30 protein-coding genes and 1 tRNA gene are annotated in these 26,464 nt (G+C 65.5%); 10 read left to right on the top strand and 21 right to left on the bottom strand.

Annotated features, from left to right (window positions below):
• Position 1: 1 nt before the first annotated feature.
• The 7 genes from C7443_RS17015 to C7443_RS16985 all read right to left on the bottom strand — a co-directional run bounded on the left by C7443_RS17015 (position 2) and on the right by C7443_RS16985 (position 5,790).
• Positions 2–808, bottom strand: coding sequence for a tetratricopeptide repeat protein (locus C7443_RS17015; protein WP_110019843.1), 807 nt, complete (start codon positions 806–808; stop codon positions 2–4).
• Positions 805–1,926, bottom strand: coding sequence for a dual-specificity RNA methyltransferase RlmN (rlmN, locus tag C7443_RS17010; protein ID WP_110019841.1), 1,122 nt, complete (start codon positions 1,924–1,926; stop codon positions 805–807). The genes C7443_RS17015 and rlmN overlap by 4 nt, the downstream gene beginning before the upstream one ends.
• A gap of 12 nt (positions 1,927–1,938) precedes the next feature.
• Positions 1,939–2,370: a nucleoside-diphosphate kinase gene (gene ndk / locus C7443_RS17005; RefSeq protein ID WP_110019839.1), complete on the bottom strand. Its 432-nt coding sequence runs from the start codon at positions 2,368–2,370 to the stop codon at positions 1,939–1,941.
• Positions 2,371–2,510: 140 nt separating this feature from the next.
• A complete protein-coding gene (gene iscA, locus C7443_RS17000; RefSeq protein ID WP_110019838.1) occupies positions 2,511–2,834 on the bottom strand; it encodes an iron-sulfur cluster assembly protein IscA in 324 nt (107 codons plus the stop codon).
• A 3-nt stretch (positions 2,835–2,837) separates the two neighbouring features.
• Positions 2,838–4,427 carry an aminotransferase class V-fold PLP-dependent enzyme gene (locus C7443_RS16995; protein WP_211346201.1) on the bottom strand — a complete coding sequence of 530 codons (1,590 nt, stop codon included), beginning with the start codon at positions 4,425–4,427 and terminating at the stop codon, positions 2,838–2,840.
• A gap of 28 nt (positions 4,428–4,455) precedes the next feature.
• Positions 4,456–4,941: an Rrf2 family transcriptional regulator gene (locus C7443_RS16990; protein ID WP_110019836.1), complete on the bottom strand. Its 486-nt coding sequence runs from the start codon at positions 4,939–4,941 to the stop codon at positions 4,456–4,458.
• Positions 4,942–5,019: 78 nt separating this feature from the next.
• Positions 5,020–5,790: an RNA methyltransferase gene (locus C7443_RS16985; protein ID WP_110019835.1), complete on the bottom strand. Its 771-nt coding sequence runs from the start codon at positions 5,788–5,790 to the stop codon at positions 5,020–5,022.
• 105 nt (positions 5,791–5,895) lie between these two features.
• Between C7443_RS16985 and C7443_RS16980 the strand changes: the two genes are divergently transcribed.
• Entirely contained in the window at positions 5,896–6,699 is an 804-nt protein-coding gene (locus tag C7443_RS16980; RefSeq protein ID WP_110020009.1) for an inositol monophosphatase family protein, read from the top strand.
• Between the two features lie 147 nt (positions 6,700–6,846).
• Positions 6,847–7,191, top strand: coding sequence for a hypothetical protein (locus C7443_RS16975; protein WP_110019833.1), 345 nt, complete (start codon positions 6,847–6,849; stop codon positions 7,189–7,191).
• 91 nt (positions 7,192–7,282) lie between these two features.
• On the opposite strand, the gene secF is transcribed toward C7443_RS16975, so the two are convergent.
• From secF to amrS, 9 genes are all read right to left on the bottom strand, one after another.
• Complete coding sequence (gene secF / locus C7443_RS16970; protein WP_110019831.1) at positions 7,283–8,215, bottom strand: protein translocase subunit SecF; 933 nt, start codon at positions 8,213–8,215, stop codon at positions 7,283–7,285.
• 4 nt (positions 8,216–8,219) lie between these two features.
• Positions 8,220–10,067, bottom strand: a complete 1,848-nt coding sequence (secD, locus tag C7443_RS16965; RefSeq protein WP_110019829.1) for a protein translocase subunit SecD — start codon at positions 10,065–10,067, stop codon at positions 8,220–8,222.
• Between the two features lie 43 nt (positions 10,068–10,110).
• On the bottom strand, positions 10,111–10,446 hold the full coding sequence (gene yajC, locus C7443_RS16960) for a preprotein translocase subunit YajC (protein WP_110019827.1): 336 nt from the start codon (positions 10,444–10,446) through the stop codon (positions 10,111–10,113).
• A 60-nt stretch (positions 10,447–10,506) separates the two neighbouring features.
• On the bottom strand, positions 10,507–11,628 hold the full coding sequence (gene tgt, locus C7443_RS16955) for a tRNA guanosine(34) transglycosylase Tgt (RefSeq protein ID WP_110019825.1): 1,122 nt from the start codon (positions 11,626–11,628) through the stop codon (positions 10,507–10,509).
• Between the two features lie 65 nt (positions 11,629–11,693).
• Complete coding sequence (locus C7443_RS16950) at positions 11,694–12,446, bottom strand: NRDE family protein (protein ID WP_110019824.1); 753 nt, start codon at positions 12,444–12,446, stop codon at positions 11,694–11,696.
• Positions 12,447–12,465: 19 nt separating this feature from the next.
• Positions 12,466–13,173 carry a YiaD family glycine zipper/OmpA-like lipoprotein gene (locus C7443_RS16945; RefSeq protein WP_110019822.1) on the bottom strand — a complete coding sequence of 236 codons (708 nt, stop codon included), beginning with the start codon at positions 13,171–13,173 and terminating at the stop codon, positions 12,466–12,468.
• 143 nt (positions 13,174–13,316) lie between these two features.
• The gene (locus C7443_RS16940) at positions 13,317–14,165 is read right to left on the bottom strand and encodes a sulfurtransferase (RefSeq protein WP_342774246.1); all 849 of its coding nucleotides are present in this window, start codon (positions 14,163–14,165) and stop codon (positions 13,317–13,319) included.
• A gap of 47 nt (positions 14,166–14,212) precedes the next feature.
• Positions 14,213–15,055: a 23S rRNA (adenine(2030)-N(6))-methyltransferase RlmJ gene (locus C7443_RS16935; protein ID WP_110019820.1), complete on the bottom strand. Its 843-nt coding sequence runs from the start codon at positions 15,053–15,055 to the stop codon at positions 14,213–14,215.
• A 67-nt stretch (positions 15,056–15,122) separates the two neighbouring features.
• Complete coding sequence (gene amrS / locus C7443_RS16930) at positions 15,123–16,211, bottom strand: AmmeMemoRadiSam system radical SAM enzyme (RefSeq protein WP_110019819.1); 1,089 nt, start codon at positions 16,209–16,211, stop codon at positions 15,123–15,125.
• Positions 16,212–16,352: 141 nt separating this feature from the next.
• On the opposite strand from amrS, the gene amrB reads away from it, so the two are divergent.
• The 3 genes from amrB (at position 16,353) to C7443_RS16915 (ending at position 17,870) form a co-directional block, all read left to right on the top strand.
• Positions 16,353–17,147 carry an AmmeMemoRadiSam system protein B gene (gene amrB, locus C7443_RS16925; protein ID WP_110019817.1) on the top strand — a complete coding sequence of 265 codons (795 nt, stop codon included), beginning with the start codon at positions 16,353–16,355 and terminating at the stop codon, positions 17,145–17,147.
• The gene (gene amrA / locus C7443_RS16920) at positions 17,137–17,709 is read left to right on the top strand and encodes an AmmeMemoRadiSam system protein A (protein ID WP_110019815.1); all 573 of its coding nucleotides are present in this window, start codon (positions 17,137–17,139) and stop codon (positions 17,707–17,709) included. Before amrB ends, amrA begins: the two co-directional genes overlap by 11 nt.
• A gap of 85 nt (positions 17,710–17,794) precedes the next feature.
• Positions 17,795–17,870: transfer RNA gene (locus tag C7443_RS16915), tRNA-Ala, on the top strand.
• A 188-nt stretch (positions 17,871–18,058) separates the two neighbouring features.
• On the opposite strand, the gene C7443_RS16910 is transcribed toward C7443_RS16915, so the two are convergent.
• The 5 genes from C7443_RS16910 to C7443_RS16890 form a co-directional block, all read right to left on the bottom strand.
• Positions 18,059–18,535 carry a hypothetical protein gene (locus C7443_RS16910; RefSeq protein ID WP_211346200.1) on the bottom strand — a complete coding sequence of 159 codons (477 nt, stop codon included), beginning with the start codon at positions 18,533–18,535 and terminating at the stop codon, positions 18,059–18,061.
• Positions 18,532–19,887 carry a recombinase family protein gene (locus C7443_RS16905; protein WP_110019813.1) on the bottom strand — a complete coding sequence of 452 codons (1,356 nt, stop codon included), beginning with the start codon at positions 19,885–19,887 and terminating at the stop codon, positions 18,532–18,534. Before C7443_RS16905 ends, C7443_RS16910 begins: the two co-directional genes overlap by 4 nt.
• Positions 19,884–20,321, bottom strand: coding sequence for a DUF2924 domain-containing protein (locus tag C7443_RS16900; RefSeq protein WP_110019812.1), 438 nt, complete (start codon positions 20,319–20,321; stop codon positions 19,884–19,886). Before C7443_RS16900 ends, C7443_RS16905 begins: the two co-directional genes overlap by 4 nt.
• 145 nt (positions 20,322–20,466) lie before the next feature.
• On the bottom strand, positions 20,467–20,823 hold the full coding sequence (locus C7443_RS16895; protein ID WP_110019810.1) for a hypothetical protein: 357 nt from the start codon (positions 20,821–20,823) through the stop codon (positions 20,467–20,469).
• Positions 20,824–21,138: 315 nt separating this feature from the next.
• Entirely contained in the window at positions 21,139–21,537 is a 399-nt protein-coding gene (locus C7443_RS16890; RefSeq protein WP_146213331.1) for a DUF342 domain-containing protein, read from the bottom strand.
• A 77-nt stretch (positions 21,538–21,614) separates the two neighbouring features.
• Between C7443_RS16890 and C7443_RS16885 the strand changes: the two genes are divergently transcribed.
• From C7443_RS16885 to C7443_RS16865, 5 genes are read left to right on the top strand one after another with little or no spacing between them, the layout of a single operon-like run.
• Complete coding sequence (locus tag C7443_RS16885; RefSeq protein ID WP_146213330.1) at positions 21,615–21,962, top strand: hypothetical protein; 348 nt, start codon at positions 21,615–21,617, stop codon at positions 21,960–21,962.
• Between the two features lie 20 nt (positions 21,963–21,982).
• A complete protein-coding gene (locus tag C7443_RS16880) occupies positions 21,983–22,306 on the top strand; it encodes a hypothetical protein (RefSeq protein WP_110019805.1) in 324 nt (107 codons plus the stop codon).
• A 47-nt stretch (positions 22,307–22,353) separates the two neighbouring features.
• On the top strand, positions 22,354–22,485 hold the full coding sequence (locus C7443_RS16875) for a DUF3375 family protein (RefSeq protein WP_110019803.1): 132 nt from the start codon (positions 22,354–22,356) through the stop codon (positions 22,483–22,485).
• 12 nt (positions 22,486–22,497) lie between these two features.
• Positions 22,498–25,041 carry an AAA family ATPase gene (locus tag C7443_RS16870; protein ID WP_246004696.1) on the top strand — a complete coding sequence of 848 codons (2,544 nt, stop codon included), beginning with the start codon at positions 22,498–22,500 and terminating at the stop codon, positions 25,039–25,041.
• 16 nt (positions 25,042–25,057) lie between these two features.
• Positions 25,058–26,422, top strand: a complete 1,365-nt coding sequence (locus C7443_RS16865; protein ID WP_110019801.1) for an McrC family protein — start codon at positions 25,058–25,060, stop codon at positions 26,420–26,422.
• The last annotated feature ends 42 nt before the right edge of the window (positions 26,423–26,464 follow it).

Genomic DNA, 26,464 nt, shown 5'->3' with positions numbered 1-26,464 from the left:
CTCATCGGCGGGTCTTATAGGACTTGGCTTCGTTGGAGTCGGGAAAGCGTTTGAGCAGGCGTGCAACAGCCTGTTTGCTCGCCGTCGCGTTGCCCAGGCTGTCCTCTACGCGCGCGGTCAGCGCCAGGGTCGCCGGCGTTTCTCCGAAGCGGGCATGGAACTGTTCCAGCAGCGTGCGCGCCTCGACATCGCGATGCATTTCATGCAGCAGCCCCGCCAGTTCGAACGGCGCACGCGGTGCCTTCGGCGCCGCCTCCATGGCCTGTCGCAGATAACCCTCGGCACGGTCCATCGCCCCGGACTGGCGAGCGCATTGCGCTGCCTCCAGCCAGCCGCCATCGGGCGAGGTCATGTCAGGCTGACTGGCCAGTTCGACCAGTCGACGCTCACCCTCAGCGGCCTCCTCGGGCGAACGGCACAGCATACGCGCCTGATTGATGCGCGCGGCCAGCAGCGAGCGGTCCAGCGAGACCGCCTGGTCGAACTCTTTGCGCGCCTGCGGCAACTGATTGAGCTGCTCGTAGGCGACCCCAAGCGCATTGTGCGCTTCGGCGAAATTGGCATTGAATTCCAGCGACTTGTTGAGTCGATCGATGGCCACCAGATATTCGCCGCGCTGAATGTAACCGACGCCCAGCTGGAAATTGAGCTGCGCCGCCTGCTTGACGTCCGGCTCGATCTTGTCTGGCGGCGGACCGCTGGCATTGGTCGTACCACTGCCGGTGCCGCTCTTCTCGTCACTGAACAGGCTGCTGCAGGCACTCTGCGTGAGCACCAGCAGCAGCGGAAGCACGATGCGGAGCTTCATATGGCGGGTGGTGCTGGCGGCCGTTCAGCAGCAAGCAGCGGCAGGACCCGGCGTGTACGATCCTGCACCCGCCCGGCCAGCTGGCCACAGGCCGCGTCGATGTCATCGCCGCGTGTACGGCGGGTCACCGTCGTGATGCCGTAGCCGCCGATCAGGATGTCGCGGAAACGGTCGATACGCGCCTGCGGTGAGCGCCGGTAATGCGTCTGCGGAAACGGATTGAACGGGATCAGGTTGATCTTCGACGGAATCCGCCGAATCAGCTGAGCCAGCGCATGAGCATGTTCGTCGGAATCATTGATGCCATCGAGCATCACGTATTCCCAGGTGATCCGCCGGTGCGGTTTGTCGCCGATGTAGTGCGCACAGGCGGCCAGCAGCTCGGCGATCGGATACTTGCGGTTGATCGGCACCAGCTCGTCGCGCAGCGCGTCGAACGGTGCGTGCAGCGAAACCGCCAGGCTGACATCGGTTTCTTCAGCGAGCCGATACAGTGCCGGCACGATGCCCGACGTCGACAACGTCACGCGGCGCTTGGAGAGGCCGAAACCGAAGTCGTCCATCATCAGCTCCATCGCCTTGACGACGTTGCTGAAATTGGCGAGCGGTTCGCCCATGCCCATCATCACGACATTGGTGATGATGCGCTCCTCGCCGCTGCCCCAGCCCAGGGCGCGGTTGGCCGCCCACACCTGACCGATGATCTCGGCCACCGACAGGTTGCGGTTGAAGCCCTGCTTCGCCGTCGAACAGAAACTGCAGTCGAGCGCGCAGCCGATCTGCGAGGACACGCACAACGTGCCGCGATCGGGCTCGGGAATGAACACCGCCTCGATGCAGTTGCCGTTGTCGACGCGAATCAGCCACTTGTGCGAGCCGTCCGCGGAGGCGTGATCGAGCACCACCTCCGGCGCGCGAACCTCGGCGACTTCGGCCAGCCGGGCACGGAACTTCTTGGCGAGATCGGTCATCGCCGCGAAGTCATCGACACCCTCGTGATAAATCCACTTCATCAGCTGCCGGGCGCGGAACGGCTTCTCGCCCAGAGAAACCATGAAGGCTTCCAGCTCTGGCCGGGTCAGCTCCAGCAGGTTGACGCGTTGGACGGTGCTCGACACGGTGGATCAGTCTCAGCGGGTGCGCGGGCAGATGCCGTCCTTGCCGAAGAAATACTCGATCTCGACGGCGGCCGTCTCCGGCGCATCGGAACCGTGGGCGGCATTCTCGTCGACCGAGACGGCGAAATCATGACGGATGGTGCCGGCAGCGGCCTTCTTCGGATCGGTGGCGCCCATGATCTCGCGGTTCTTCTGAATGGCGCTCTCGCCCTCCAGCACCTGGATCATGACCGGGCCGGAAATCATGAAGCTGACCAGATCGTTGAAGAACGGGCGCTCCTTGTGCACCGCGTAGAAGCCTTCCGCCTGCTCGCGCGTCAGCTGGACCATCTTGGCCGCGACGATCTTCAGGCCGGCAGCCTCGAAGCGGCTGTAGATCTGGCCGATAAGATTCTTGGCGACAGCGTCAGGCTTGACGATGGACAGAGTGCGCTCGATGGCCATTCGGAAAAACTCCGTTGCAAATCAGATGATTGAATTTAAGCCAGATAAACACGGCAAGCGCCGCGGGCTTGCGGGCGGCAAGTGTACCGACTGCACCCAGCCCCGGCAAACCGCGCATGTCAGCCGCGGCGGACGGCGGATCAGACGTTGAAGCTTTCGCCGCAACCGCAGGTCGACTTGGCATTGGGATTAATGAACTTGAAGGCCTCGTTGATACCTTCGCGCACATAGTCGAGCTGCATGCCGTCGAGGAAGACCAGATACTTGCGCTCGACGATCAGCTTGGCGCCATTCGACTCGAACACTTCGTCATCGGCGCCGATCTCATCGACGTAATCCATCGTGTAGGAAAACCCCGAACAGCCCGAAGTCTTGATGCCGACGCGCACGCCGACCCCGGAGCCGCGCTTGTCGAGGAAATGACGCACGCGGTTCGCGGCTTTTTCAGTCAGGGAAAGGCTCATTGTCTATGACTCCTGCCGCAGCGCGGCGGTGCTTGAACGATCGGTCCGTGCCAGTGCGGCCGCCAGCGTCTCGCAGGCCAGCACGGCACAGGTGTACTCACGCGGTTCGAGCAGCAGGGCCTGCGTCGGTTCACGATGCGTCAGCGCGCGTGCTTCGGCGAGCGGGCGTCCCGCCAGCCACTGACACAGCCAGGAACCGACGGCAATCAGTGCCGGCGCACCGAAGGCACGAAAGTGCGCCCGCGTGATGCGCTCGCCATCCGCCTGCAGCTGCAGTGCGAACACGGCTCCCGCCGCGCGCATTCCGCCCATCGCGACATCCGGCGCGGTGACCGCAAAACCGCCGGCGTGGAACGGCTGCGCGAAATGACGGGCAAACAGCGCGCGCTCATCGGCACATGCGCCCTCCCTGTCCCCACCCACGGCCGACCCGGCAAAGGGCGACAAGGCGCGCAGACGGCGTACCGCCGGCACGATCTGCGCGACGGCGGCATCGATCTCCGCCACCGTCGTCAAGCGGCTGAAACTGAAGCGGATCGAGGCGGCTGCCAGCTCGGCATCGACGCCCATCGCAGTCAGCACGTGCGAGGGCTCGTCCAGGGCTGACGTGCATGCCGAGCCGGTCGCCACCGCCAGGCCCGGCAGCGCCGCGAGCAGGCTGGCACCGTGCACCCCGGCAAAACCGACGTTGAGAATGCCGCCCACCCGCCACTCGGCATGGCCGTGGCGAACGACATCGCCCAGCGGCTGCAAGCCCTGCCACAAGCGTTCCGCGAGCGCGCACTGGCGCGCTGATTCGGTCGGCAGCGCGGCGACCGCCAGCCGCGCCGCCTCCACCATGCCGACGATCTGGTGCACGGGCAGCGTCCCGGCGCGCAGCCCACGCTCCTGCCCGCCACCGTGCAGCAGCGGCTCGATGTGCACTTTCGGCAGGCGGCGCACATACAGCGCACCGATGCCCTGCGGGCCGTGACACTTATGGGCGCTGAGACTCATCAGGTCGATATTCATGGCGGCGGGCGCCAGCGCGATGCGGCCGAGCGCCTGCGCGGCATCGACGTGGAACAGGACACCGCGCGCGCGGCACAGCGCGCCGATCGCCGCCAGATCCTGCACGACGCCGGTTTCATTGTTCACGGCCATCAGCGACACCAGCACGGTGTCGTCGCGCAGCACCGCAGCGATCTGTTCGGCGCTGACCAGCCCGTCGGCCTGCGGCGGCAGGAAGCTGATCTCCCAGCCCTCGCGCGCCAGCGCCCGGCAGGTGTCGAGCACGGCCTTGTGTTCGCTGCGGCAGGTGACGATGTGCCGGCCGCGCCGACGCCCGGCCAGAGCTGCACCGCGCAGCGCCAGATTATCGGCCTCGGTGGCGCCGCTGGTCCAGACGATCTCGCGCGGATCGCAGCCGAGCAGCGTTGCCAGTTCAGCGCGGGCAGCCTCGACGCGGGCATGGGCGCGACGGCCGAAGACATGGCTCGTCGACGAGGCGTTGCCCGGACCGTCGCTGCCCTGCAGGCAGTCCAGCATGCACTGAACCACCCGGGGATCGACGGCCGTCGTCGCCGCGTTGTCGAGGTAGATCGGTAAGGACATGATCATCGGCCCAGCCTGAAACGCGGCCTCAGCCGCGGCCGACGGATTCTCCCGCAGCACACGGCACGACGCACAGCCGAGACTGTTCGCGACGGCAGCCAGCTTCACTCCCCACCTGTCGGCGCACCAGATCGCCCAGCGTGCGGGCGCGCAGGAAATCGTTGATGTGCTCGCCGAGCTCCACCCACAGGTCGTGGGTGATGCAGCGCTGCGTCCCATGGCAGTTCGCCGCCCCGCCGCAGCGCGTGCTGTCGACCGATTCATCGACGGCCGCAATGACTTCGGCCAGTGAGATCGCATCGGCATCGCGACCGAGCGCATAACCACCGCCCGGTCCACGCGTGCTGGCCACCAGACCATGCTTGCGCAGCTTGGCAAACAGTTGTTCCAGGTAGGCGAGCGAGATGTCCTGACGCAGCGAAATATCGCACAGCACCACCGGTTCGCCCTGGTAATGCATCGCCAGATCCAGCATCGCCGTCACGGCATAGCGCCCTTTGGTCGTGAGTTTCATGATCGCTCGCCTTGCGGGGCGCCCATTCAACCTTGTCCGACCAAATTGGTCAACTTTGCCCATGCACCGCCGAGCGGCTCAGTCGCCGTCGCTATCCCTGCGCCCGGCCCGCTTGCGCCCCTGCGTCGCCGACAACAGGCCGCGCAGGATCGCCACCTCGCGGGCCTCCAGACGTGTGCGCGCAAACAGGCGGCGCAGACGGCGCATCAGATGCTTGGGCTTGAGCGGGTCCAGAAAGCCGGTTTCGATCGCCACCTGCTGCAGATGCTCGATCAGCTGCTCGAACTCATCGACCGTCGCCGGCGCGGTGAAGGGGTCGCTGCCCGCCGGCTGCGCCGGCACGTCACTGGCGGCGCGCTGCAGCCAGCTCATGCGCACCTCGTAAGCCAGCACCTGCACCGCCGCGGCGACATTCAGCGAGCTGTAGGCCGGATTGGTCGGGATGTGAACCAGCTGCGTGCAGTGGTCAAGCTCGGCGTTGGTCAGACCGGTACGCTCCCGCCCGAAAACCAGCGCGCAGGTTTCACCGCGCGCCACCGCGCCGGTCAGCAGCGCGGCACAGCCGCGCGGCTCTAGGGACTCCGCGGCGAGATGACGCGGCCGGGCACTGCTGCCGATGGCCAGTGCGCAGCCAACCAGTGCCTCGGGCAGTGTGGCGACGACGCGGGCAGCAGCCAGGATGTCATCGGCGCCGGAGGCACGTGCACTGGCCTGCGGATGCGGAAACGCTTCCGGGGCCACCAGCACCAGCTCCTCCAGCCCCATGTTCTTCATCGCACGGGCTGCAGCCCCGATATTGCCCGGATGGCTGGTTTCGACGAGAACGATGCGGATACGCGGGATGTTCATGCGCAGGTGTGATGAGCGGCGACGCTGGCGGGCGGATCGGATATGCTACGCGATCTTGCGGCCGCCCCGGCCACGATCTTTCCCAACCCGGTTTCCCGACACGCCATGCACCCGACGCTCACCATTGCCAAACGTGCGGCTCTGGCCGCTTCAAAGGTCATCCTGCGCAACCTCGATCGTCTGGACCAGCTCACGATCAACGAGAAAGCGCGCAACGACTTCGTCAGCGAGGTCGACGTGCAGGCCGAGCGGGAAATCATCAAGATCCTGCGCAAGACCTATCCCGACCACGCCATTCTTGCCGAGGAAAGCGGCAGCCAGGGCGAGCTGGACCCCGAATACCAGTGGGTCATCGACCCGCTCGACGGCACCACCAACTACCTGCATGGCCTGCCGCATTTTGCCGTGTCGATCGCACTCAAGGTGCGCGGCCGTCTGGAAGCCGGCCTGGTCTACGACGTGCTGCGCCAGGAGTTGTTCATGGCCAGCCGCGGCAACGGAGCGCTGCTCAACGAGCGCCGCATCCGCGTCAAACCGCTGAACGCCATCGACGGTGCCCTGCTCGGCACCGGCTTCCCGTTCCGCCAGCCCAAGCACATGCCGGCCTACCTCGCCGGCTTTGCCGCACTCGCCGAACGCTGCAGCGAAGTCCGCCGTGCCGGCTCGGCAGCCCTCGATCTCGCCTACGTCGCCGCCGGCCGGCTGGACGGCTTCTGGGAAATCGGCCTGGCCGAATGGGACATGGCGGCCGGTGCCCTGCTGGTGCAGGAAGCAGGCGGCCTGGTCGGTGACTTCAGCGGCGGTGCCGACTACCTGCGCACCGGCAACCTCGTCGCCGGCTCGCCCAAGGTATTCAAGGGCCTGCTGCAGACCCTGCAGCCGACGCTGACACCGGCGCTGCAGCGCTGACCCTAGCGCCGTCCCCGCCTTGCGGGGGCTGGCTGCATGGTCTAAAGGCTTTCCTCCAGCATCCGCGATTACACGAGCATCGCGAACGCCTTGCCACAAGTGCCATCAAACAGAGCACTGGCCTGCCATTGGAGTGGAGGAACAACCATGCACAAGAGACTTCTTGCGATCGTCGCCCCGCCGATTGCGATCGCCCGCCACGGCGGCCACGCCGCCTGGTGCGCAGCACCGATCGGTACCGTGTGGATGAGCGCACTGGTCGGCATCGGTATCGGCCTGCAGGGTGACCTGAACAGCGACGGGCGTGAGGTCATGACCTGGGTCGTCGCCCTCGGCGTTGCCATCTGGGCCATCGCTGCGGCATGGGCTCAGCTGGTCATCTCCGGTGTCGACGATGACAGCGCGCACGAACCCGACAGCACCTTCGATCACACCGTCTACCTGTCGGGAGACGAGCCCGACCCGCTGGAGCAAATCCGCGGCATGCGCTAGCACGCCGCCGCGCTGAGCCACCGGATCGCCAATGGAAAGGCCCGGTCATGCTTGACCGGGCCTTGGCTTTTTCACGCCACTGCGCGGGCGCTCAGGGCATCGCGTCGAGCTCTTCCTTGGCTTTGGGCAGCAGATCCTCACGGCTGAGGCCGAGGTACAGCGCCGAGGCGCTGGCGATGTAGATCGAGGAATACGTACCGATCAGCACGCCGATGATCATGATCAGCGCGAAATTGTGGATCGCCCCGCCGCCCCAGACGTAGAGCACGACCACCGCCAGCAGCGTGGTCATGCTGGTCATGATGGTGCGCGCCAGCGTGTCGTTGATCGCCGTGTTGATCACCTCCTCCGCCGGCGTCTTGCGCAGCTTGCGGAAGTCCTCGCGGATGCGGTCGAAGATGACGACGGTATCGTTGACCGAATAGCCGATGACGGCGAGCAGCGCCGCCAGCGAGGTCAGATCGAACTCGATCTGGAACACCGAGAACACGCCGATACAGAACACCACGTCGTGCACCGTCGCCGCGATCGCGCCGACGGCGAGGCGCCATTCGAAGCGCATCGCGATGTAGATCAGGATGCCGACCGTGGCGAACACCATCGCCAGCGAACCGCTCTGCACCAGTTCGTCACCGACCTGCGGGCCGACGAACTCGACTTTGCGCACCTCCGGGCGGGCGGTGCCATTGGCGCTCAGCGCCTCAAGCACCTTGTTGCTGAGCCCGGCCGAATTCTCGCCGGCATGCGGCGGAACGCGGATCAGTACTTCGGAGGCGGAGCCGATGTACTGGGTCTGCGCATCGGCAAAACCGGCCTTGGCCAGCGCCTCGCGCACCTGCGGGATTTCGACCGCCTGGGCATAGCGCAGCTCGATGACGGTGCCGCCGGTGAAGTCCAGACCGTAGTTGAGGCCGCGCATCGCCAGCGAGACCACGCAGCCGATCAGGATCGCGATCGACAGCCCGATGCAGATCTTGCCGTAGCGCAGGAAATGGAGATTGAGCTTGTGCGGAATCAGCTGCATGGGATCACACCGAAATACGCTCGACCTTGCGGCCGCCGTAGATGAAGTTCACCAGCGCGCGCGACACGGTCACGGCGGTGAACATCGAGGTCAGGATGCCGATGATCAGCGTCACGGCGAAGCCCTTCACCGGTCCCGAACCGAGCGCAAACATCGCGATGCCGGAGATCAGGTGTGTGACGTTGGCATCGAGGATCGTCGCGAACGCGCGTGAGAAGCCGGCCTGGATCGCCGCCTGCGGCGACAGGCCGAGCCGCAGCTCCTCGCGCAGGCGTTCGTAGATCAGCACGTTGGCGTCGACCGCCATGCCCATCGTCAGCACGATGCCAGCGATGCCGGGCAGCGTCAGCGTCGCCTGCAACAGCGACAGCGCCGCGACGATCAGCACCACGTTGACTGCCAGCGCGATCGCCGAGATCGCGCCGCAGACGCGGTAGGAAATGATCATGAACAGCGCGACGACGATGAAGCCGACGATCGAGGAATTGAAACCCTGCTCGATGTTTTCCTTACCGGCGCTCGGACCGACGGTGCGCTCCTCGACGATCTGGATCGGCGCCGCCAGGGCGCCGGCGCGCAGCAGCAGCGCCAGGTTGCGGGCTTCCTGCGGATTGTCGAGGCCGGTGATCTGGAAACGCGCACCGAGACGATCGCGGATGCGGGCGACGTTGATGACTTCCTCAACGGTCGAGCTGACCTTCTGCGCCTGCCCGTCGACCATCTTGGTTTCGGTCTTGTTCTCGATGTACACCACCGCCATCAGCTTGCCGATGGCGTCCTTGGTGGCGTCCTCCATACGGTTCGCGCCCTTGCCATCGAGGTTGATGTACACCGCGGAACCGCCGGACTGCTGGTCGATGCCGGACGAAGCGTCGGTGATGTAGTCACCGGTGAGAATCACGCGCCGCTCCAGCAGGATCGGCCGGCCGTTGCGTTCGTGGTAGAGCTTGTCGTTGACCGGCACCTGGCCCTGCGCCGCCGCGGCAACGTTGCCGGTTTCGTCGACCAGGCGGAATTCCAGCGTCGCCGTTGCGCCGAGGATCTCCTTGGCTCGGGCGGTATCCTGCACGCCCGGCAACTGCACGACGATGCGCGAGTCACCCTGCTGCTGGATCACCGGCTCGGCCACGCCCAGTTCATTGACGCGGTTGCGCAGCGTGGTGATGTTCTGCGCCAGCGCGAACTGTTTCTTCTCGTTGATCTCGCGCTCACTGAAAGTGAAGCTCAGTTCGAGCGGATCGTCGTCGGCGACGGGCACCAGGGCCTGCAGCTTGTCGCGGATCACGGCTTCCGCAGCCGTTTTGTCCGCCGCCTCGCGGAACTTCACCTTGATGCCGCCATTACTGCGCCCGACAGCGGCGTAGCGGACTTTTTCGCTGCGCAGCAGCGTGCGCACGTCCTCGGCATAGCGCTCTTCGAGCTGGTGAATGACGGCCTTCATGTCGACTTCCATCAGGAAGTGCACGCCGCCGCGCAGATCCAGGCCGAGGAACATCGGCGCGGCATCCAGGCTGCGCAGCCAGGCCGGCGTGCTCGGCGCCAGATTGAGCGCGACGACGTAGTCGTTGCCGAGCAACTGACCGACGCGGTCAGCCGCCTTGAGCTGCTCGTCGGTATCGGTGAAGCGCACCAGCAGGCGGCCATTGGCAAGCTCCGCCGCTTTCGGTTTGAGACCAGCGTTGTCGAGTTCGGTCTGCACACGGCCGAGCAGCGCCGTATCGACATTCGCCGAACGCGTCGCCGAAATCTGCACCGCAGGGTCTTCACCGTACAGATTGGGCAGCGCGTAGAGCACGCCAATCACGCAAGCCAGCGCAATCAGCAGGTTTTTCCACCAGGCGAACTGGTTCATGGTCGGCGACTCCCGGCCGGATCAAGCGAACGATCAGCGAAATTCAGAGGCCCTTGACGGTGCCCTTCGGCAGCAGCGAACTGATGGCGCCACGCTGTACCTTGACCTGCACGCCGTCGGCGACCTCGACGGCGACGAAGTTCTCGCCGACTTCGATGACGCGGCCGATGACGCCGCCGCCGGTAACGACCTCATCGCCCTTCTTCAGCGCTTCGAGCATCGTCTTATGCTCTTTCGCCCGCTTCTGCTGCGGCCGCAGCAGGATGAAGTAGAAGGCCACCATGATGACGATCAGCGGCAGGAACTGTCCGACGGCTCCCATCGGCCCTTCGGCAGCGGCAGCGGTCTGGGCCATGGCATCGGCGATGAAAAAGCTCATTAGGTTTTCCTCTGGAGGATCGGAAACGGGCTTGCGGTACGCCCCGACAAGGGGGCGGCATTATACACGGGCGTCCCCGCCGCCCTGGCGGCGGGCATGAAAGTCAAGACGGAACGCTTCGAAACGGTTTTCCGCAATCGCGGCGCGGATGCCGCGCATCAGGTCCTGATAGAAATACAGGTTGTGAATGCTGGCCAGGCGCGCACCGAGGATCTCCTGGTTGCGATCGAGGTGGCGCAGATAGGCACGCGAGTAATGCCGGCAGGCGTAGCAGCCGCAGTCCTCGCTGATCGGCCGGGTATCGAGCCGGTAACGGCTGTTGCGGATGCGCACGTCGCCGTCCCAGGTGAAGTAATGGCCGTTGCGCGCGTTGCGGGTCGGCATCACGCAGTCGAACATGTCGATGCCGCGCGCGACCGACTCGACGATGTCCTCGGGCTTGCCGACGCCCATCAGGTAACGGGGCCGCTCTGCCGGCAGCAGCGGCGTGGTGTGCTCCAGCATCAGGTTGCGCTCGCTCATCGGCTCGCCAACGGCCAGTCCGCCGATGGCATAACCATCGAAACCGATCTCCTGCAGGCCCTGCGCCGAGCGCGTGCGCAGCGGCGGATACATGCCGCCCTGCACGATGCCGAACAGCGCATTGCGGTTGCCCAGCGCATCGAAGGCCGCCCGCGAGCGTTTGGCCCAGCGCAGGCTCAGCTCCATCGAACTGCGCGCCTGCTCCTCGGTCGCCGGGTACGGCGTGCATTCATCGAAAATCATGACGATGTCGGAGCCGAGCGCGTGCTGCACGGCCATCGATTCCTCGGGGCCGAGGAATACGCGGTCACCGTTCACCGGATTCTGGAAGGTCACGCCGCGCTCGTCGATTTTGCGCAGCTCGGCCAGCGAGAACACCTGAAAACCGCCCGAATCGGTCAGAATCGGCCCGCCCCAGTGCATGAAATCGTGCAGGTCGCCGTGCGCCTGGATCACCTCGGTACCCGGGCGCAGCATCAGGTGGAAGGTGTTGCCGAGGATGATCTGCGCGCCGATGTCGGTCAGTTCCTCCGGCGTCATCGCCTTGACGGTGCCGTAGGTACCGACCGGCATGAACGCCGGCGTCTCCACCGTGCCGCGGTCAAAGGTGAGCCGGCCGCGGCGCGCGGGACCATCGGCGTTGAGCAGCTGAAAGTGCATGAGGGATCGCTTCGGATAAAAAGCTGTTTAGTTTCCGCAGCCGTGCGGACCTTGGCAAGCGCGCCTCAGGCGGCGCTGAGCTCCAGGCGCACTTCGTCACCGCTGCGCGCGTCAAGTTCAATCAGGCGGCCATCACCGTCGCGATCGCGCAGCAATACGGTCGAGCAGCGGGTGCCGTATTCCGGCATGGTGATGAACAGCGGCGACAGCGCACGTTCCCACTCAAGGCTGATGCCGGTTGCCGGCAGCTCGGCATCGGTGGCGACCTGGCGCTCGCCGAGCAGCGCGAACAAGGCGCGCTCGTCGGGTTCATCGGCGGCCAGCAGCTCGGCAAAGCGCGTCCGGCCGCGGTGCACTTTCGGCCAGGGCGTATCGAGCAGATGGTTGGACAGGCCGTGGATGCCCGGCTTCACCGGCGTTGCACCATCGCCGAAGTTGGAAAAGCACCACAGCTCGTCGCGATCGCCGACCAGCAGATTGAAGCCGTTGTAGTCGCCTCCCCGCATGGCCAGTTCGGCGCAGTATTCCGCCGGGCGCAGCGGCGCGCGCAGAAAATCGCTGACCAGCGCACCGCGCGAGGGGCGCTCCGTGCGCACGCGTTGCGGATCGCGGTAGTTGGTCAGCGCGGCGAAGCGGCCGTCCCGAGTCACCCCCAGCCAGGTGCCGCCGGCCTGCAGGTCGCGCCCGGCATACAGGCCGGGCTGATCGGACCATTCGGCGAGACGTGCCGCCGGCCTTGCATAAAACTCATCGCGATTCGCCGCCACCACCAGCGGGTAGCGCGCATGGGCCTGCCAGGCAAAGAGGATCAGGCACATGCGCGCAGGACTTGCAGGCTCACGAGGTCGGCACCAGCACGATCTCGACGCGACGGTTCTGTGCCCGTCCAGCGGCAGTGGCGTTGCTCGCAATCGGCATGTCGTCGGCAAAACCGCGCACGTCGATGCGATAGCCCGGCACGCCGGCCCGCATCAGCTCGTCTGCCACCGCGCGGGCGCGATTGAGGCCGAGCTGCTCATTGAAGCTGCGCGAGCCGGTGCTGTCAGTGTGGCCGCAGACGCCGATGCGCGCACGGTCGGAGGAAGCCAGCGTCGGCGCAATGCGGTCCAGTGACTGACGCGCACCGCCGGCCAGTGTCGACTTGCCGACCGGGAAGGTGATGCCTTCCGGGAAGGTCAGGATGACCAGATTGCCGGAGCGGGCAACCAGCACGCCCGAGCCGGCCAGCTGCTGGCGCAACGCCTGTTCTTTCTGGTCCATGTAGGCACCGATCGCACCGCCGACCAGCGCACCACCGGCCGCACCGATCGCCGCGCGCTTGCCATGGCTGTGACCGGTCGCTGCGCCGAGGGCGGCGCCGGCCAGCGCGCCGACCAGCAGGCCGGTGCCGGTATTGTTGCTTTCCGCAGTATTGACGTAACCGCACGCACTGACCGTACCGGCCGGCGGTGCGACGGATGCCGGCTGCACGCAGCCGGTCATCAGCAGGCCGAGCGAGGCCAGCAGAGCGAGGGAGGTTCCCGTTTTCACGAAGCTTGGGCGCATCGGTTCAGTTCTCCAGAGTCCATGAAAAGCACTGTGCGTCGAATACCGTCATGACAGCGAATGCCCTGATGCGCGCGTCGTCACGACGCCGCCGGGACGGGCATCCGCATCATCTTAGGTGGAATGGGCAGGTACGCCCCGCCTCAGCCACGCGTCACCGGCCGGTTCGGGTCACGAATCCATTCACTCCATGAGCCCGCGTAGAGCCGCGATCCCGTCAAGCCCGCCGCTTCCATCGCCAGCAGGTTGTGGCAGGCGGTAACGCCCGAGCCGCAGCTGTGGATCGCGCGCTCTGCGCCGCGCCCGGCCAGCGCGGTGAGAAAACGCTCGCGTAGAACTGCCGGTGGCAGGAAACACCCCGCGGCGTCCAGATTGCCTTCGAGCGGCAGATTGACCGCGCCCGGGATATGTCCGGCGACCGGGTCGACGGGCTCGACCTCACCGCTGAAGCGAGCCGGCGCCCGCGCATCGATCAGGCAGTCGCCCGCCTCCAGCGCCTGCTGCACGGCGGCCGCGTCCAGCCAGAGCTCATCGCTGAGCTGCAGTGGATACGCGCCGGCATCCTCGGCAGACACCGGTTCCGTGCTCAGCGGCAGACCGCGGCGCTGCCACTCGGCCAAACCACCATCGAGCACGGCGACCCGCTCGTGCCCCACCCAGCGCAACAGCCACCACAGGCGCGAAGCGGCCATCGCACTGTTGCCGGCATCGTAGGCGATGACCGTGCTGTGCGGTGTCACGCCCCAGCGCCCGAGAGTCGCTGCAAAGTGTTGCGGGTCAGGCAGCGGGTGGCGTCCGCTGTCGGGCCGGATCGGCGATGACAGATCAGCATCGAGATCGGCGTAGCGCGCGCCCGGGATATGGCCGGCAGCCCAGGCACTGCGCCCGGCCGGCGGGTCGGTGAGCGTGAAGCGGCAGTCGACGAGGATCCACGAGGGCTCCTCCAGACAGGTACTCAGTGCCTCGGCATCAATCAACGGGTACATCGGCATGCAGTCATTTCCTCCCTGTGCCAAACCGAAGCAGCGCGGCGCCGATCTCAGGCCGCGGTTAACCATTCGATACGTGTATTGCCAGCCGCGCCGGCGCCGAGCAGGGCAAGCAGCTCGGGCAGCCAGCGCGCCAGCGCTTCATCCACTTGATACGGCGGATTCTTCAGCAGCATGCCGCAGCCCTTCATGCCGAGCGGCGTGTCATAGGCCGCGAGGCCCAGCTCGACGCACAGCAGCCCCGGTATGCCGGTCGCAGCCGCCCGCCGCAGAAAACGCGCCGACGGCTCGCGATCGATGATCGGATACCAGATTGCGACAATGCCTTCGCGCCAGTGCCGGTGCACCCGCTGCAGGGTGTCGAGCAGATGGTCGAATTCGTGCCGATCCTCGAAAGCCGGGTCCATGAACAGCAGGCCGCGGCGCTCCGGCGGCGGCAAGAAAGCGCCGACGGCTTCGTAACCGTCGCGCTGATGCACGGCCACGCGGTGATCATGACTGAACAGCTGCTTCAAAGGCGGATAGTCGCCCGGATGCAGCTCGCACAGCAGCAGGCGATCCTGCCCGCGCAGCCGCGCGTGTGCGAGCCAAGGAGAGCCCGGATAGACCCGCAGCCCTCCTCCGCTATTGAGGCTCACGACCGCCTGGCGATACGCCGCCAACTCCGGCCCCAGCGACTCGGCCGCCCACAGGCGCGCGATACCTGACTGATATTCAGCGGTTTTTCGTGCCGCTGCGCTGTCCAGCCCATAAGTGCCGCGACCGGCGTGGGTGTCGAGCACGCAGAAGGGTTTTTCCTTGTGCCTCAGCCCTTCGAGCAACTGCAGCAGCAGCGTGTGCTTGAAACAATCGGCGAAATTGCCGGCGTGGAACTCGTGGCGATAACTGAGCATGGCCTCGGCCGTATCGTGCGTTGCGGCCGAGCATGCCGCAGCGCACGCCCGACCGCCACCGCCGGGCTCACTGGCCGCAGGCCACCGGCAGGCGCCGGGAGCCCCAGTCTCCCGGGTGCGCCTCGAACACACCCGGCAAACGCCGGCCGCAATTCAGACAGCATCCCTGCTCATCCAGCCGCCAGCGGCCGAGGCGGTAAACGTCACGTTCGATCAGGCATTCACCGCAACCGGCGCAATACGTACTGCCGCCCTCCACATCGTGCACGTTGCCGGTATAAACATGATGCAGGCCCTGACGCCGGGCGATACCGCGGGCACGGCGCAGGGTCGCGGCAGGCGTTGCCGGCACCTGATCGAATTTCCAGTCGGGATGGAACGCCGTGAAATGCAGCGGCACGTCGGCACCGAGATGCCCGGCGATCCAGCCACTCAGCTGCTCCACTTCGGCATCGCTGTCGTTGTAACCGGGAATCAGCAGGGTCGTGATTTCCAGCCACACCGAGGTCTCGTGATGCAGGTATTCGAGGGTCTCCAGCACGGCCTGCAGATGACCACCACAGACCCGGTGGTAAAAATCCTCGGTAAACGCCTTCAGATCGACGTTCGCCGCATCCATCGCCGCGAAGAATTCCACGCGCGGCTCGGCACAGATGTAGCCGGCCGTGACGGCAACATTGCGCAGGCCGCGCGCATGGCACGCCGCGGCAACGTCAACGGCGTATTCGAGAAAGATCACCGGGTCGTTGTAGGTGTAAGCCACGCTGCGACAGCCGAGCCGCTGCGCCGTGGCGGCGATATCCTCCGGGCCGGCATGGGCCGCCAGCCGGTCGGTATCCCGCGACCGGGAAATATCCCAGTTCTGACAGAACTTGCAGGCCAGGTTGCAGCCTGCGGTACCGAACGACAGCACCGGCGTCCCCGGCAGAAAGTGGTTCAGCGGCTTCTTTTCGATCGGATCGACACAGAACCCCGACGAGCGGCCATACGTATCGAGCACGATCGCGTCGCCCTCGCGCATACGCACGAAACACAGTCCGCGAGAACCTTCATGCAGGTGACAGTAGCGCGGACATAGATCGCACTGCAGCCGCCCGTCCGCCAGGGCATGCCAGTAACGCGCGGGGTGGGACAAGGTAAAAGCTTGTGCCGACATCGCTGAAAGCCCCTCCTGCCACGCCTTTTTTTAGGACTATTACTATCTAGTTAGGACTATCACTACCTAGTGTAGAATCCGCGCTTCCATCGGAAGGCATGGATTCGCCAACGTCGCCGCATCGCCGGAGTCGCCGAAGCCATGACTGTCACCGCTGTCCGCCAACCGGCCGTAGCCGGCCTGTTCTACCCGGCAGATGCGCAATCGCTGCGTGCGCAGCTCGCGCCCCTGCTGCATCAGCCGTCACTGACGGCCACGCCCAAAGCGCTGATCGTGCCGCATGCCGGCTATGTCTATTCGGCTGCCGTGGCGGCAGCGGCGTACCGCTGCATTGAGCGTTTGCGCGGTGACATCTCGCGTGTCGTGCTGCTCGGCCCGAGCCACCATGTCGGTTTTCACGGCATCGCCGTACCGACGGCGACGGCGTTCCTGACGCCTCTCGGCCAACTCAACGTCGATCAGTCGGCCCTCACCGACATCGCAGCGCTCCCGGGCGTGGTGACACTCGATGCGGCACATGTCCAGGAACATTGCCTTGAGGTACAGCTGCCGTTTCTGCAGATGACGCTCGGAACGGTCGGCATCGTGCCGCTGGTCGTTGGTGACGCATCCCCCGCCGAAGTGGGCGGTGTGCTCGATCGCCTGTGGGGTGGAGAGGAAACGCTGATCGTCATCAGCTCGGACCTCAGCCACTACCACCCAGACCGGATCGCGTGCGCCATGGATGAGCAGACCAGCCAAGCCATCGAACGACTCGACTACGCCGCCATCGGCCCTGCCGATGCCTGCGGCTGCCGGGCTATCGCCGGCCTGCTCTGGCTGGCCCGGCACCGCAAACTGCGAGCTCAGACCCTGTCTCTGACCAATTCCGGTCATACCGGCGGCCCGCGCGAACGTGTCGTCGGCTACGGAGCCTATGTCTTTCATGAATCCTGAATCCTTATCGCCCCCGCTGCGCGCCACGCTGCTCGGCCTCGCCCGTGCGACCATCGACCACGGCATCCGCGAGCGCGGTCTTCCGCAGGTGAATATCGAGGACTACCCGCAGGCGCTGCGTGACGTCAGGTCCACGTTCGTCACATTGGAAATCGACGATGAGCTGCGTGGCTGCATCGGTTCGCTGGAGGCCCGCGAGCCGCTGGTGGCCGATGTCGTCCACCATGCGTATGCAGCCGCCTTCGACGACCCGCGCTTTCCTCCCGTGCGCCTCGACGAACTGCCCCGCCTGCACATCAGCATTTCCGTGCTCCATCCAGCCGAGGCGCTGCACGTACACACGCAGGACGAACTGCTGCACATGCTGCGCCCCGATATCGACGGCCTGATTCTCGATTATCCCAACCATCGGGCGACGTTCCTGCCCACCGTATGGAAAGCACTGCCCGACCCTCTGCGCTTTGTTCGTAACCTCAAGCGCAAAGCGGGACTCACCGAGTCGTTCTGGTCTCCTGAACTGAAGCTTTCCCGCTACACCACGGAAAGCTTCGGCGAACCGTAAGCGCAGAATCGACATTTCCAGCCATCCACGCCCCCGCTTGCCAAACCAGAAATCATCGATATACTGCGCGGACTCGAAACATCATGGGGCGGTAGCTCAGCTGGGAGAGCGTCGCGTTCGCAATGCGAAGGTCGTGGGTTCGATCCCCATCCGCTCCACCACCGTTTTGGAAGCCAGGCGTCTCGTCTGGCTTTTTTCTTGCCCGGATCGCCAGTACTGGCGCGGGTTCGCGGGTTGATGCGGTGCCTTGCCGCTGGCCGACGGGTGCCACTCCCCACCGTTCCGCCCCGCCCAGCCTTTCTTTTCTCCATTCGACCTGTGGCTGACCAATGCACGGCCGGTCGATAAATCAATGACTTGCGCGCGGTGGTTCGCCGTCAACACCGGCGACCGGCGCAGAGTCGAACCCGTCCATGCGACCGAACAACCCCTCCTGATCGTCCCAGGACCAGGGCACCTCATTGTTCTTCAGCCAGATCAGGCTCAACGTGCGCTGCTGCTTCCCAGACAGCAACGCCCGCACCACGGCGGGCGACAGCAAGGGCAAGGTCAGGCGCAGCAGTTCGTTGACCGTCGTCGGGTGCAGGCCCTCGCGCCGCGCGATCTCGCTGCCGCTGGCCACCCGCCCCTCGTCGAGCAGGCGCTGCCAGTGGAAGGCTCGCGACAAGGCGGTGAGGACGGACATCTCGTGCTTCAGCGCGTTGGCCCCACCGGCGGCCGGAATCATCCACCGGCGCCCGCCGCTGCGCTTGATGCGCACAGGGATCACGGTGGTGAGCTTCGGGCCCGGTTGCGCGGCGCCGGTCTGCAGCACCTTGGTCATCATGCGGCGGCTCCTTCGGCTTCGAGTTCCCGCAGCTCGGCTCCGATGCCGTCCGCGCGCAGTTCCCGCGCCAGATAGGCCCAACCCGCGTCGCGCCAAATGATGGACACGGCCTGCTCGCTGACCACCACAGACTCGATCAGGAGCCGGGCGATGCGCTGCTGCTCGGCCGGATACAGCGCCCGCCAGGCGCCCGCGAAGTTATGCAGCATCGGCAGCACCACTTCAGGCTCGGTGAGCGCGCCCCCCTGCGCCCGCACCGCGTCCCACACACCCTGAATCCGCTCGGGTGTCTGTAGGGCGGCGTGGATCTGCGCCAGCACCAGTTCTTCCAGCGGCTCGGCGCCCAGGCGGCCGACGGCGTGACCGGCGCGCTTGGTGCCGAAGGCCTGCACCGACTTCGGCACGTAATAGCGGTAGTGCTGCCCCGCCCTGCCCTTAGTCGTGAACGACGGCTGCAGGCGCTCGCCCTGCTCGGTGACGACCAGACCCGCCAGCAGGAAGTCCGGGCCGCGTTTTCGCCAGGTGGCGTGGCGGCGCTCGTTGTGATTGACCGCGAACACCGCCTGCACCGCGTCCCACAAGCTGGTGTCGATGATCGCCTCGTGCTGGCCGCGGAACACCTGGCCCTTGTGCACGACCTCGCCGAGGTAGATGCGGTTGTTCAGCAGCTTCCACAGCGCCTGCTTAGCAAACGGCGTGCCACGGCGCGATGCGATGACCTGGGCGGCCAGCCACCGCACCAGATCGGTGGTCGAGCGACATTCGGCGAAGCGCGTGAAGATCCGCCGCACGTTCTCGGCCTCGACAGGCTCGACCAGCAGTCGCCGCGCGTCGACCCGGTAGCCCATGGGCTCGACGCCGCCCATCCACATCCCCTTGGCCTTGCTGGCCGCGATCTTGTCGCGGATGCGCTCGCCCGTGACCTCGCGCTCGAACTGGGCGAACGACAGCAGGATGTTGAGCGTGAGCCGCCCCATCGACGTCGTCGTGTTGAACTGCTGCGTGACCGAGACAAAGGACACGCCGTTGCGGTCGAACACTTCAACCAAGCGTGCGAAATCGGCCAAGCTGCGCGTCAGGCGGTCGATCTTGTAGACGACCACGGTGTCGACCCGGCCGGCTTCGATGTCGGCCATCAGGCACTTGAGCCCCGGTCGGTCCATGTTGCCGCCGGAGTAGCCAGGGTCGAGGTAGTCGTCGCCCGTGACGATCCAACCCTCGGCCCGCTGGCTGGCGATGAAGGCGGCACCCGCCTCGCGCTGTGCGTCGATGGAGTTGAAGGACTGGTCCAGCCGCTCGTCGCTGGAGACGCGGGCGTAGACCGCGCAGCGCTTCGGTGCCACCGGGTTCATTTCCGCGTCCCCTTCAAGCCGAAGAAGGTCGGGCCCGACCAGTGTGCACCGGTGATCGCCCGCGCCACCGCCGACAGGCTCTTGTACGACTGGCCACCGAGTTCGTAGCGGCCGTCGTCCGTCACCTTGACGCGGTACTCACGGGCATCCCACTCCCGGACGAGCACGGTGCCCGGCATCAGCCGCGGTTCGGGGCCGCAGCCGGTCGTGAGCTTGGAGTGCCGCTCGCCGCAGTCGGCCAGATGCTCCTTGATCATGCGCGGCAGGCCGCCCAGGCCCACCTCCTGCAGGCGATAGGCCAGCCGTGCTTCGAGGTAGCGGCGGTTGACGCGCTGCGGGCGGCGCGGGAAGTGTTCATCCCACAACCGCCACAACTGCGTCATGGGCAGGGTCGGCAGCGCCGCGAGGCGCGCTGCCAGGGAGGGTTGAGTCATGGTCGGACTCCGAGGGTTGAGGGAGTTGCATGAACGCGCTGTGGCGACCACAAGCCAAGTCAAACTGCGCTCTGGCCCGACGCTGCTGTCGCGGCGTCGAGACGGTGCAGGTCCAGCAGGCCGCTTTCGGTGTCGGTGCGGAAGGTCAGCGTCTGACCGGTGATCGGGTAGGCGAGCGTTCCGAAGGCCACGGCGTCGACCCGCGGACGGCTACGACGCAGGTGTTGTCCAGGTGCGCGTGGACTAGCCAGCCCTTGATGCCATGCGGTAAGCCGGCCAGGTCAGCCATCGCGCGCAGCACGCGGGGTTCGCCGATCTGCTCGGCATCAACGCGGGCGTGTTCGGCACCCTCCCTGTCGGACCCGACCTCGATGATCGGAATCCACAGCACCTCGTGGCCGGCGGCGAACCAGCTCATCACCATCAGTTCCGTCGCCGTGGTGTCGGGCCCGATGGGCACCACCGCCACCAGCTGGGGCGTATCCATTGCGTCAACGTGCATTCATCTCTCCGCGGGTTGAGGGAGCCGGCTTGGCGCAATGCCGTTCGCGCTGGGCGCCGGTGGGCCGTACGGGCATGGGCAGGAGCGGTCTGACTGAACGATCGGAGGCCAGACCGGGGCGAGCGGCGGATATGCCCCGTCTGCCCGCCGCTCGCCCTTCCACTTCAGGTGTCAGGCCCTCGGCATGTCCGCAGCCAGCTTCGCGCGGGCGGCCTCGGCGACCTCACGCGGGATCTCGATGACGTACTTGCGCACATCGCTGGATGCGATCAGGGCCGCCAGTGCAATGACCTCCAGCCAGTTCGGCAGTTGCTCCTACAGCTCGATCTCTGCTACGGCCGCGCGGGCGCTGCCGTAGGTTCGCTGCGCGTCTCTCACCTGGTCCTGGATCAGCTCCAGTTCGCCCTGCAGTTCGGTCAGCCGGCTCTGCCGCTCGGCCAGCGTGGCGCGAAGCTCCACGTCCAGGCGGGTCAAGGCTTCGGGCATCACGAACTCGCCGTCCGCATCCACCATGGACCGGCTGGCGGCCTGCGTCTCGCGGGCGATACGCTGCTCCAGGTCCTCGACCCGACGCTGCAGCTTGGCGATCAGGGCTTCGGTCTTCGCTGCCTCGTCGCGCAGCGCCGCACGCTCGCTGCACAGGTGGGCAATCGTTTGCTTGGCCTCGTCCATACGGGCCGGAGCCTCGACGGTCCTTCGCAGGCTGTTGTGCATGTGCTCCAGCTCTGAGGCTTTGCGGCGCAGCTCCTCGGACCGGCTGTAGGCCTCGTCTCGCTCACGCCGTGCCTGGAGTGTCCGCCTGTCACGGCGTGCTGACGGCCTTCGTGTACTTCGCGCTCAAGAATGACGGGGGGCAACTGCCCGCGTTCACCCGATGGATCGAGAGCAACCGCATCGATCGTCTGGCCCCTGCTACCACCCGTGGCTTGGGATACCACGACCACCTGGGCCGCACGCAGGCCGTGGATGCTGCCAGCCTGGTGGAGGTGTTCGAAAGCGTGCTGTCTGCTCGCAGCCGTGAGGTGTTCGTCTCGATGCAGTTTGGCACGCCGGCCGGCGAGGAGCCGGTCTACAAGGCCATCAAAGAAGCCATCGATGCGGTCAATACCAAGCACGGCTCCAAGCCGATCTGGCACTGACGCCCGTACGCATCGACCACGTGAACAAGGGCCACAGCTACACGATTGCCGACGAGATCCTGAAGGTCGTCAACGGCTGCGGCTTGCTGATTGCCGACCTGACACAGGGCAACAAGAACGTGTACCACGAGGTCGGCTTTCTGATGGGTCTGAACCAGGGTCGCACTGCAGAGCAAGACAACTTCATCCTGCTGGCGGACAACAACCAGATCCAGAACGACGCGGCCATCGGATTCAACCTGCGTCACTGGCAGCAAGTGCGCTTCGATGACACGCTGGATCTCAAGACGAAGCTGGTTGCAGCGCTGGAAGAGCACTTTCAGTTAGGGTCGGCCGCGAAATGAGCCTCGACTTCGCAACTGCCCGCTGCTAGCGGGTATAGCTGACGTCCATGGACCACGCCGCCCTCTCCACCCTGCGCGACCGCGACCCCGCCTGGCGTTTGCTGGCCTCGCCGCACGCGTCGCTGGTAGCGAGCTTATTGCACAAAGTGTTCATGACGCCGAACGGGATACCTGCATGAGGAGAGACTGAATTGAGCGACTTCCAACAGCAGTACGCCCTTTGGGATGAGTTCCTCGCAGTCTGGCCGCGCACGCGGCTGGCCACGATGACGCTGGACGATTACAGCCAGGCCGGGTCGAAAAACAGCTTCACATACTGGATCGAGTCCCGACTCGACGAGATGGGCAGCATCTGGGGCGGATCGTCGTTCAAGTTCGGTGTGTTCTCGCGCAAAGACACCGAGGACAAGAAGTCCGACGCCAAGCTGAGCTACTCCGACACCCACGGCTGGTATTCGTCCCTCGGCGCTTCGGCCGAGGAAGCCTTCACAAAGGTGCGCGGGTACGTTTGCCAGGTGGCAGAGCTCGCAGCGCAAGGCGACTTGGCCGGCATCGAGGCCTTCGATCACTTGGGCGAGGCTTTCAAGTGGAAGATCGCCTTCCACTACCAAGACCGGCAGACGCCGGTGATCGTCGACATTTTCAAGCGGGCGCCGCTGGCCGTGTACGTCGGCGGCACCGCAAGCCAGAGCATGGCGGCGCTGCAGAAGGCAACGCTGGCCAAGCGGCCAGCCGACCTCGGCATTCTGGAATTCGGGCGGCAGGTCTGGGATGCATGGAGCCAGAAGAATCTGGCGATCTGGAAGCTCTCGCACGGCAATCCATTCACCGAGCCTGAGCGGCAGAAGTACCGCAGTAACAGCTTGGCAGTCATGGACCGCAACACCAATGCACCAGGTCCCGGCGCGCAGCAGAAGGGCAAACAAGGCAAGGACTTCGCCGAAGCTCCCGTCGGCGCGCTGTTCTACCTGTGCCACGGCAACAGTCCGCAGTTGATCGGCCAGTTCACCTCCGAAGCAGTGCCCTGCACGAAAGGCGATGGATGGTTGCAGCGCAGCTACCGCGTGTTGAAGACCGCCCAGCGCACCGATCGCTACACGGCCAATTCCAAGATGTGGTCTTCGCAGGGCAACTCGACCTTCTGGCAGGTGGGCGCGCACGATCTACCAGAGTTCGAATCTACGCTGCTCAAGCCCTACTTCGCGACGGACCTGGCGGAACTGGCGGCACTGGCCGGGGAGCCCATTGACGCTGCCAGCCTTGGCAGCGGCGCCGTGCCGTCTCTGGCGCCAAGCGCCGCAACCCCAGCGGTTGCCATCAGCGAGCCAGTAGCCACCTGCGTCAATCGCATCTATTACGGCCCACCGGGAACCGGCAAGACGTACACGCTGACCCGGCTGCTCAAACGCGACTACGTGCAGTCAGCAACATCGATCTCTTCGGACGAATGGCGCAGCCAGATGATCGCCGAGAAGATCGCCGCTCTGAAATGGTGGGAAGGTGCCGCAGCCGCCCTGTATGAGTTGGGCGGCCAGGCGAAGGTACCCGATATGGCGGAGCATCCGTTCATCCAGGCCATCGTTGGTGCCAAGGGACGTACCGATGGAATCAAGCAGACTCTGTGGGGCACGCTTCAGCACCACACGGTGCTTGAATCCACCACGGTCAATGCCAAGCTCAGGCTCAGCCCCGCCATTTTCGATAAGACGGCGGACTCAGTGTGGCACTTCGCGGGGGACTGGCAAGAGACCTGTGTGGATCTGACCGCACTCATCGATCAACTCAGGAACGGACCCCAGGACACCGCTGCCGTCCAGCGCTACAGCTTCGTTACCTTCCACCAGTCCTACGGCTATGAGGAGTTTATTGAGGGCTTGCGACCAGTACTGACCGGCGAGGCGGAGGTAGGCGAAGTGGCCTACGAGATTCGCCCGGGCGTGTTCAAAGAGCTGTGCCGCAAGGCGCGGCAGTCGCCCGATCAGCGGTTCGCAATGGTGATCGACGAAATCAACCGGGGCAACATCAGCAAGATCTTCGGCGAGCTGATCACGCTGGTTGAGGCCGACAAGCGCGATCCACTCGATGGCAGCGCCCCGCCTGCGGAAGTGACCTTGGCCTATTCGGGTGAGAAATTTTCCGTACCCGCCAACGTGGACATCGTCGGCACGATGAACACGGCGGATCGCTCACTCGCCTTGCTGGACACTGCCCTGCGTCGCCGTTTCGAGTTCGTGCCGCTGATGCCCGACACGCGCGCCGAGAAGGATCCCGCTCACCCGGACAGTGCGCCACTGGCCGCGCTGGTGGTGACGACGGACGCCGGAGTAATCGATGTTCGCCTGCTGCTGCAGCGGATGAACGAGCGCATCGAGGCGCTGTACGACCGCGACCACTGCATCGGCCACGCCTACTTCATGGGCCTTGCAGCTGGTGAAGACGGTCCGGCCCGGTTCGAAGTCCTGGCCACCACGTTCCGCCACCGCATCATGCCGCTGCTGGAGGAATACTTCTTCGAAGACTGGCGCAAGATTCGTCTGGTGCTGGCAGACAACCAGAAGCGCGACCCGGCGATCCAATTCATCCGCGAGAGCGTTGACCACGAGCAGGACCTGTCCACCCTGTTCGGCAATGACCACGGGCTCGACAGCTACGCCACCAAGCGGCGGTACAGCCTGCAGGAATCGGCGTTTTCGCAGCCGCTGGCGTACATGGCGATCTACCAGGCGACCGCCTGAGGGTCGAGGCGGGCGTATGGCCGGCATCACGATCTACGAGTTCGAGGCGCTGGTGGCGATGGCGCCCGGCGCGCCCGATGCCGGTGGATTGCACTCGGTGCCGCCCAGCGTCTTCGCCTGGCTGGAATCGCAGGCGCTGCGTGCTGCCGAGGCGGGCGAATCGGCGTGGGTTCGTGTCACGCAGCGCCGCGGCCGCAGGGCCGTTCAGGTCACCAGCTTTGTCGGAGTGATCCGCGCCCCGGATGGCTTCCAGATCGAGGTGCTGCCCAAGGTCGGCAAGTCGATCGGCGGTGGTGATGCACAGGCTCGCCGGCTGCTGGTCGAGATGCTGCGCTGTCTGGGCGGGTTTCGGCACGTCCAGACCGACAGCGCCAAGCTCGTGGCCACGCACATGCCCTTGCTGGAGGTGTTTATTGGCGAGTTCCTGCGCGCCGTGGAGCACATCGTCAAGCGAAGCCTGCGCAGCGACTATCGCTTGCGGCAGGACAACGTCTTCGCGCTGCGCGGCAAGCTGCAGATGGCCATGCACCTGCGGCAGAACCTTTGCCGACAGGATCGCTTCTTTGCTGAGTTCGACGAGTTCTCGACCAACCGGCCCGAGAACCGGCTGCTGCACGCAGCGCTTCGGCGCGCCCTGTCGTGGACGGCGGCGCAGGCGCATCAGCAACTCGCGCGTGAGTTGTGCTTTGTGTTCGCCGAGGTGCCGCAGTCGGAACGACCAGCCGTGGACTTCTCCAGGGTTCGGCTGGATCGCGGTATGGGGCACTACGCCGATGCCCTGGCATGGGCAAGGCTCATCTTGGGAGATGAATCGCCGCTCACCGGGGCGGGCGGTCATCGGGCACCGTCACTGCTGTTTCCGATGGAGGCGGTGTTCGAGGCCTACGTCGCCAAGCATCTCGCTCGACAGCTGGTGCACCCGCTCGCGCTGCGAACGCAGGCACGCAGCTTCTCGCTGGTCCGGCATCTGGAGCAGGATTGGTTTCGCCTGAAGCCGGATCTGCTTGTCCAGGAAGCAGGCAAGAACCGCTTGGTGCTCGACACGAAATGGAAGCTGCTCGACGACAGGAAGGCGACGGGTGGCGACAAGTACGGACTGGATCAGGGCGACTTCTATCAGCTGCACGCCTATGGCCAGAGCTACCTCGATGGCCAGGGAGACGTGGTGCTGATCTTTCCGAGGACGGATGCCTTCGACCGGGCGCTGCCCGTGTTCGACTTCCTGAAGTCCAAGGGCTTGCGGCTATGGGTGCTGCCGTTCTGCTTGGACGAGCGCGAGCTGGTCCTTCCTACCGACGGCAGCCTTGATGTCTGGTTTTCGGCGGGACATCGAAAGCCGGCGATTGCCCGGCCGGATGGCCCGTCTGAGGCGCAACTTTAAGTGGCATGACACGTTCTGCATCAATCCGGCAGGTGCCCCAAT

It is taken from the genome of Plasticicumulans acidivorans (assembly GCF_003182095.1).
Classification (GTDB): domain Bacteria; phylum Pseudomonadota; class Gammaproteobacteria; order Competibacterales; family Competibacteraceae; genus Plasticicumulans; species Plasticicumulans acidivorans.
This window is presented reverse-complemented; position numbering and strand designations above follow the sequence as displayed.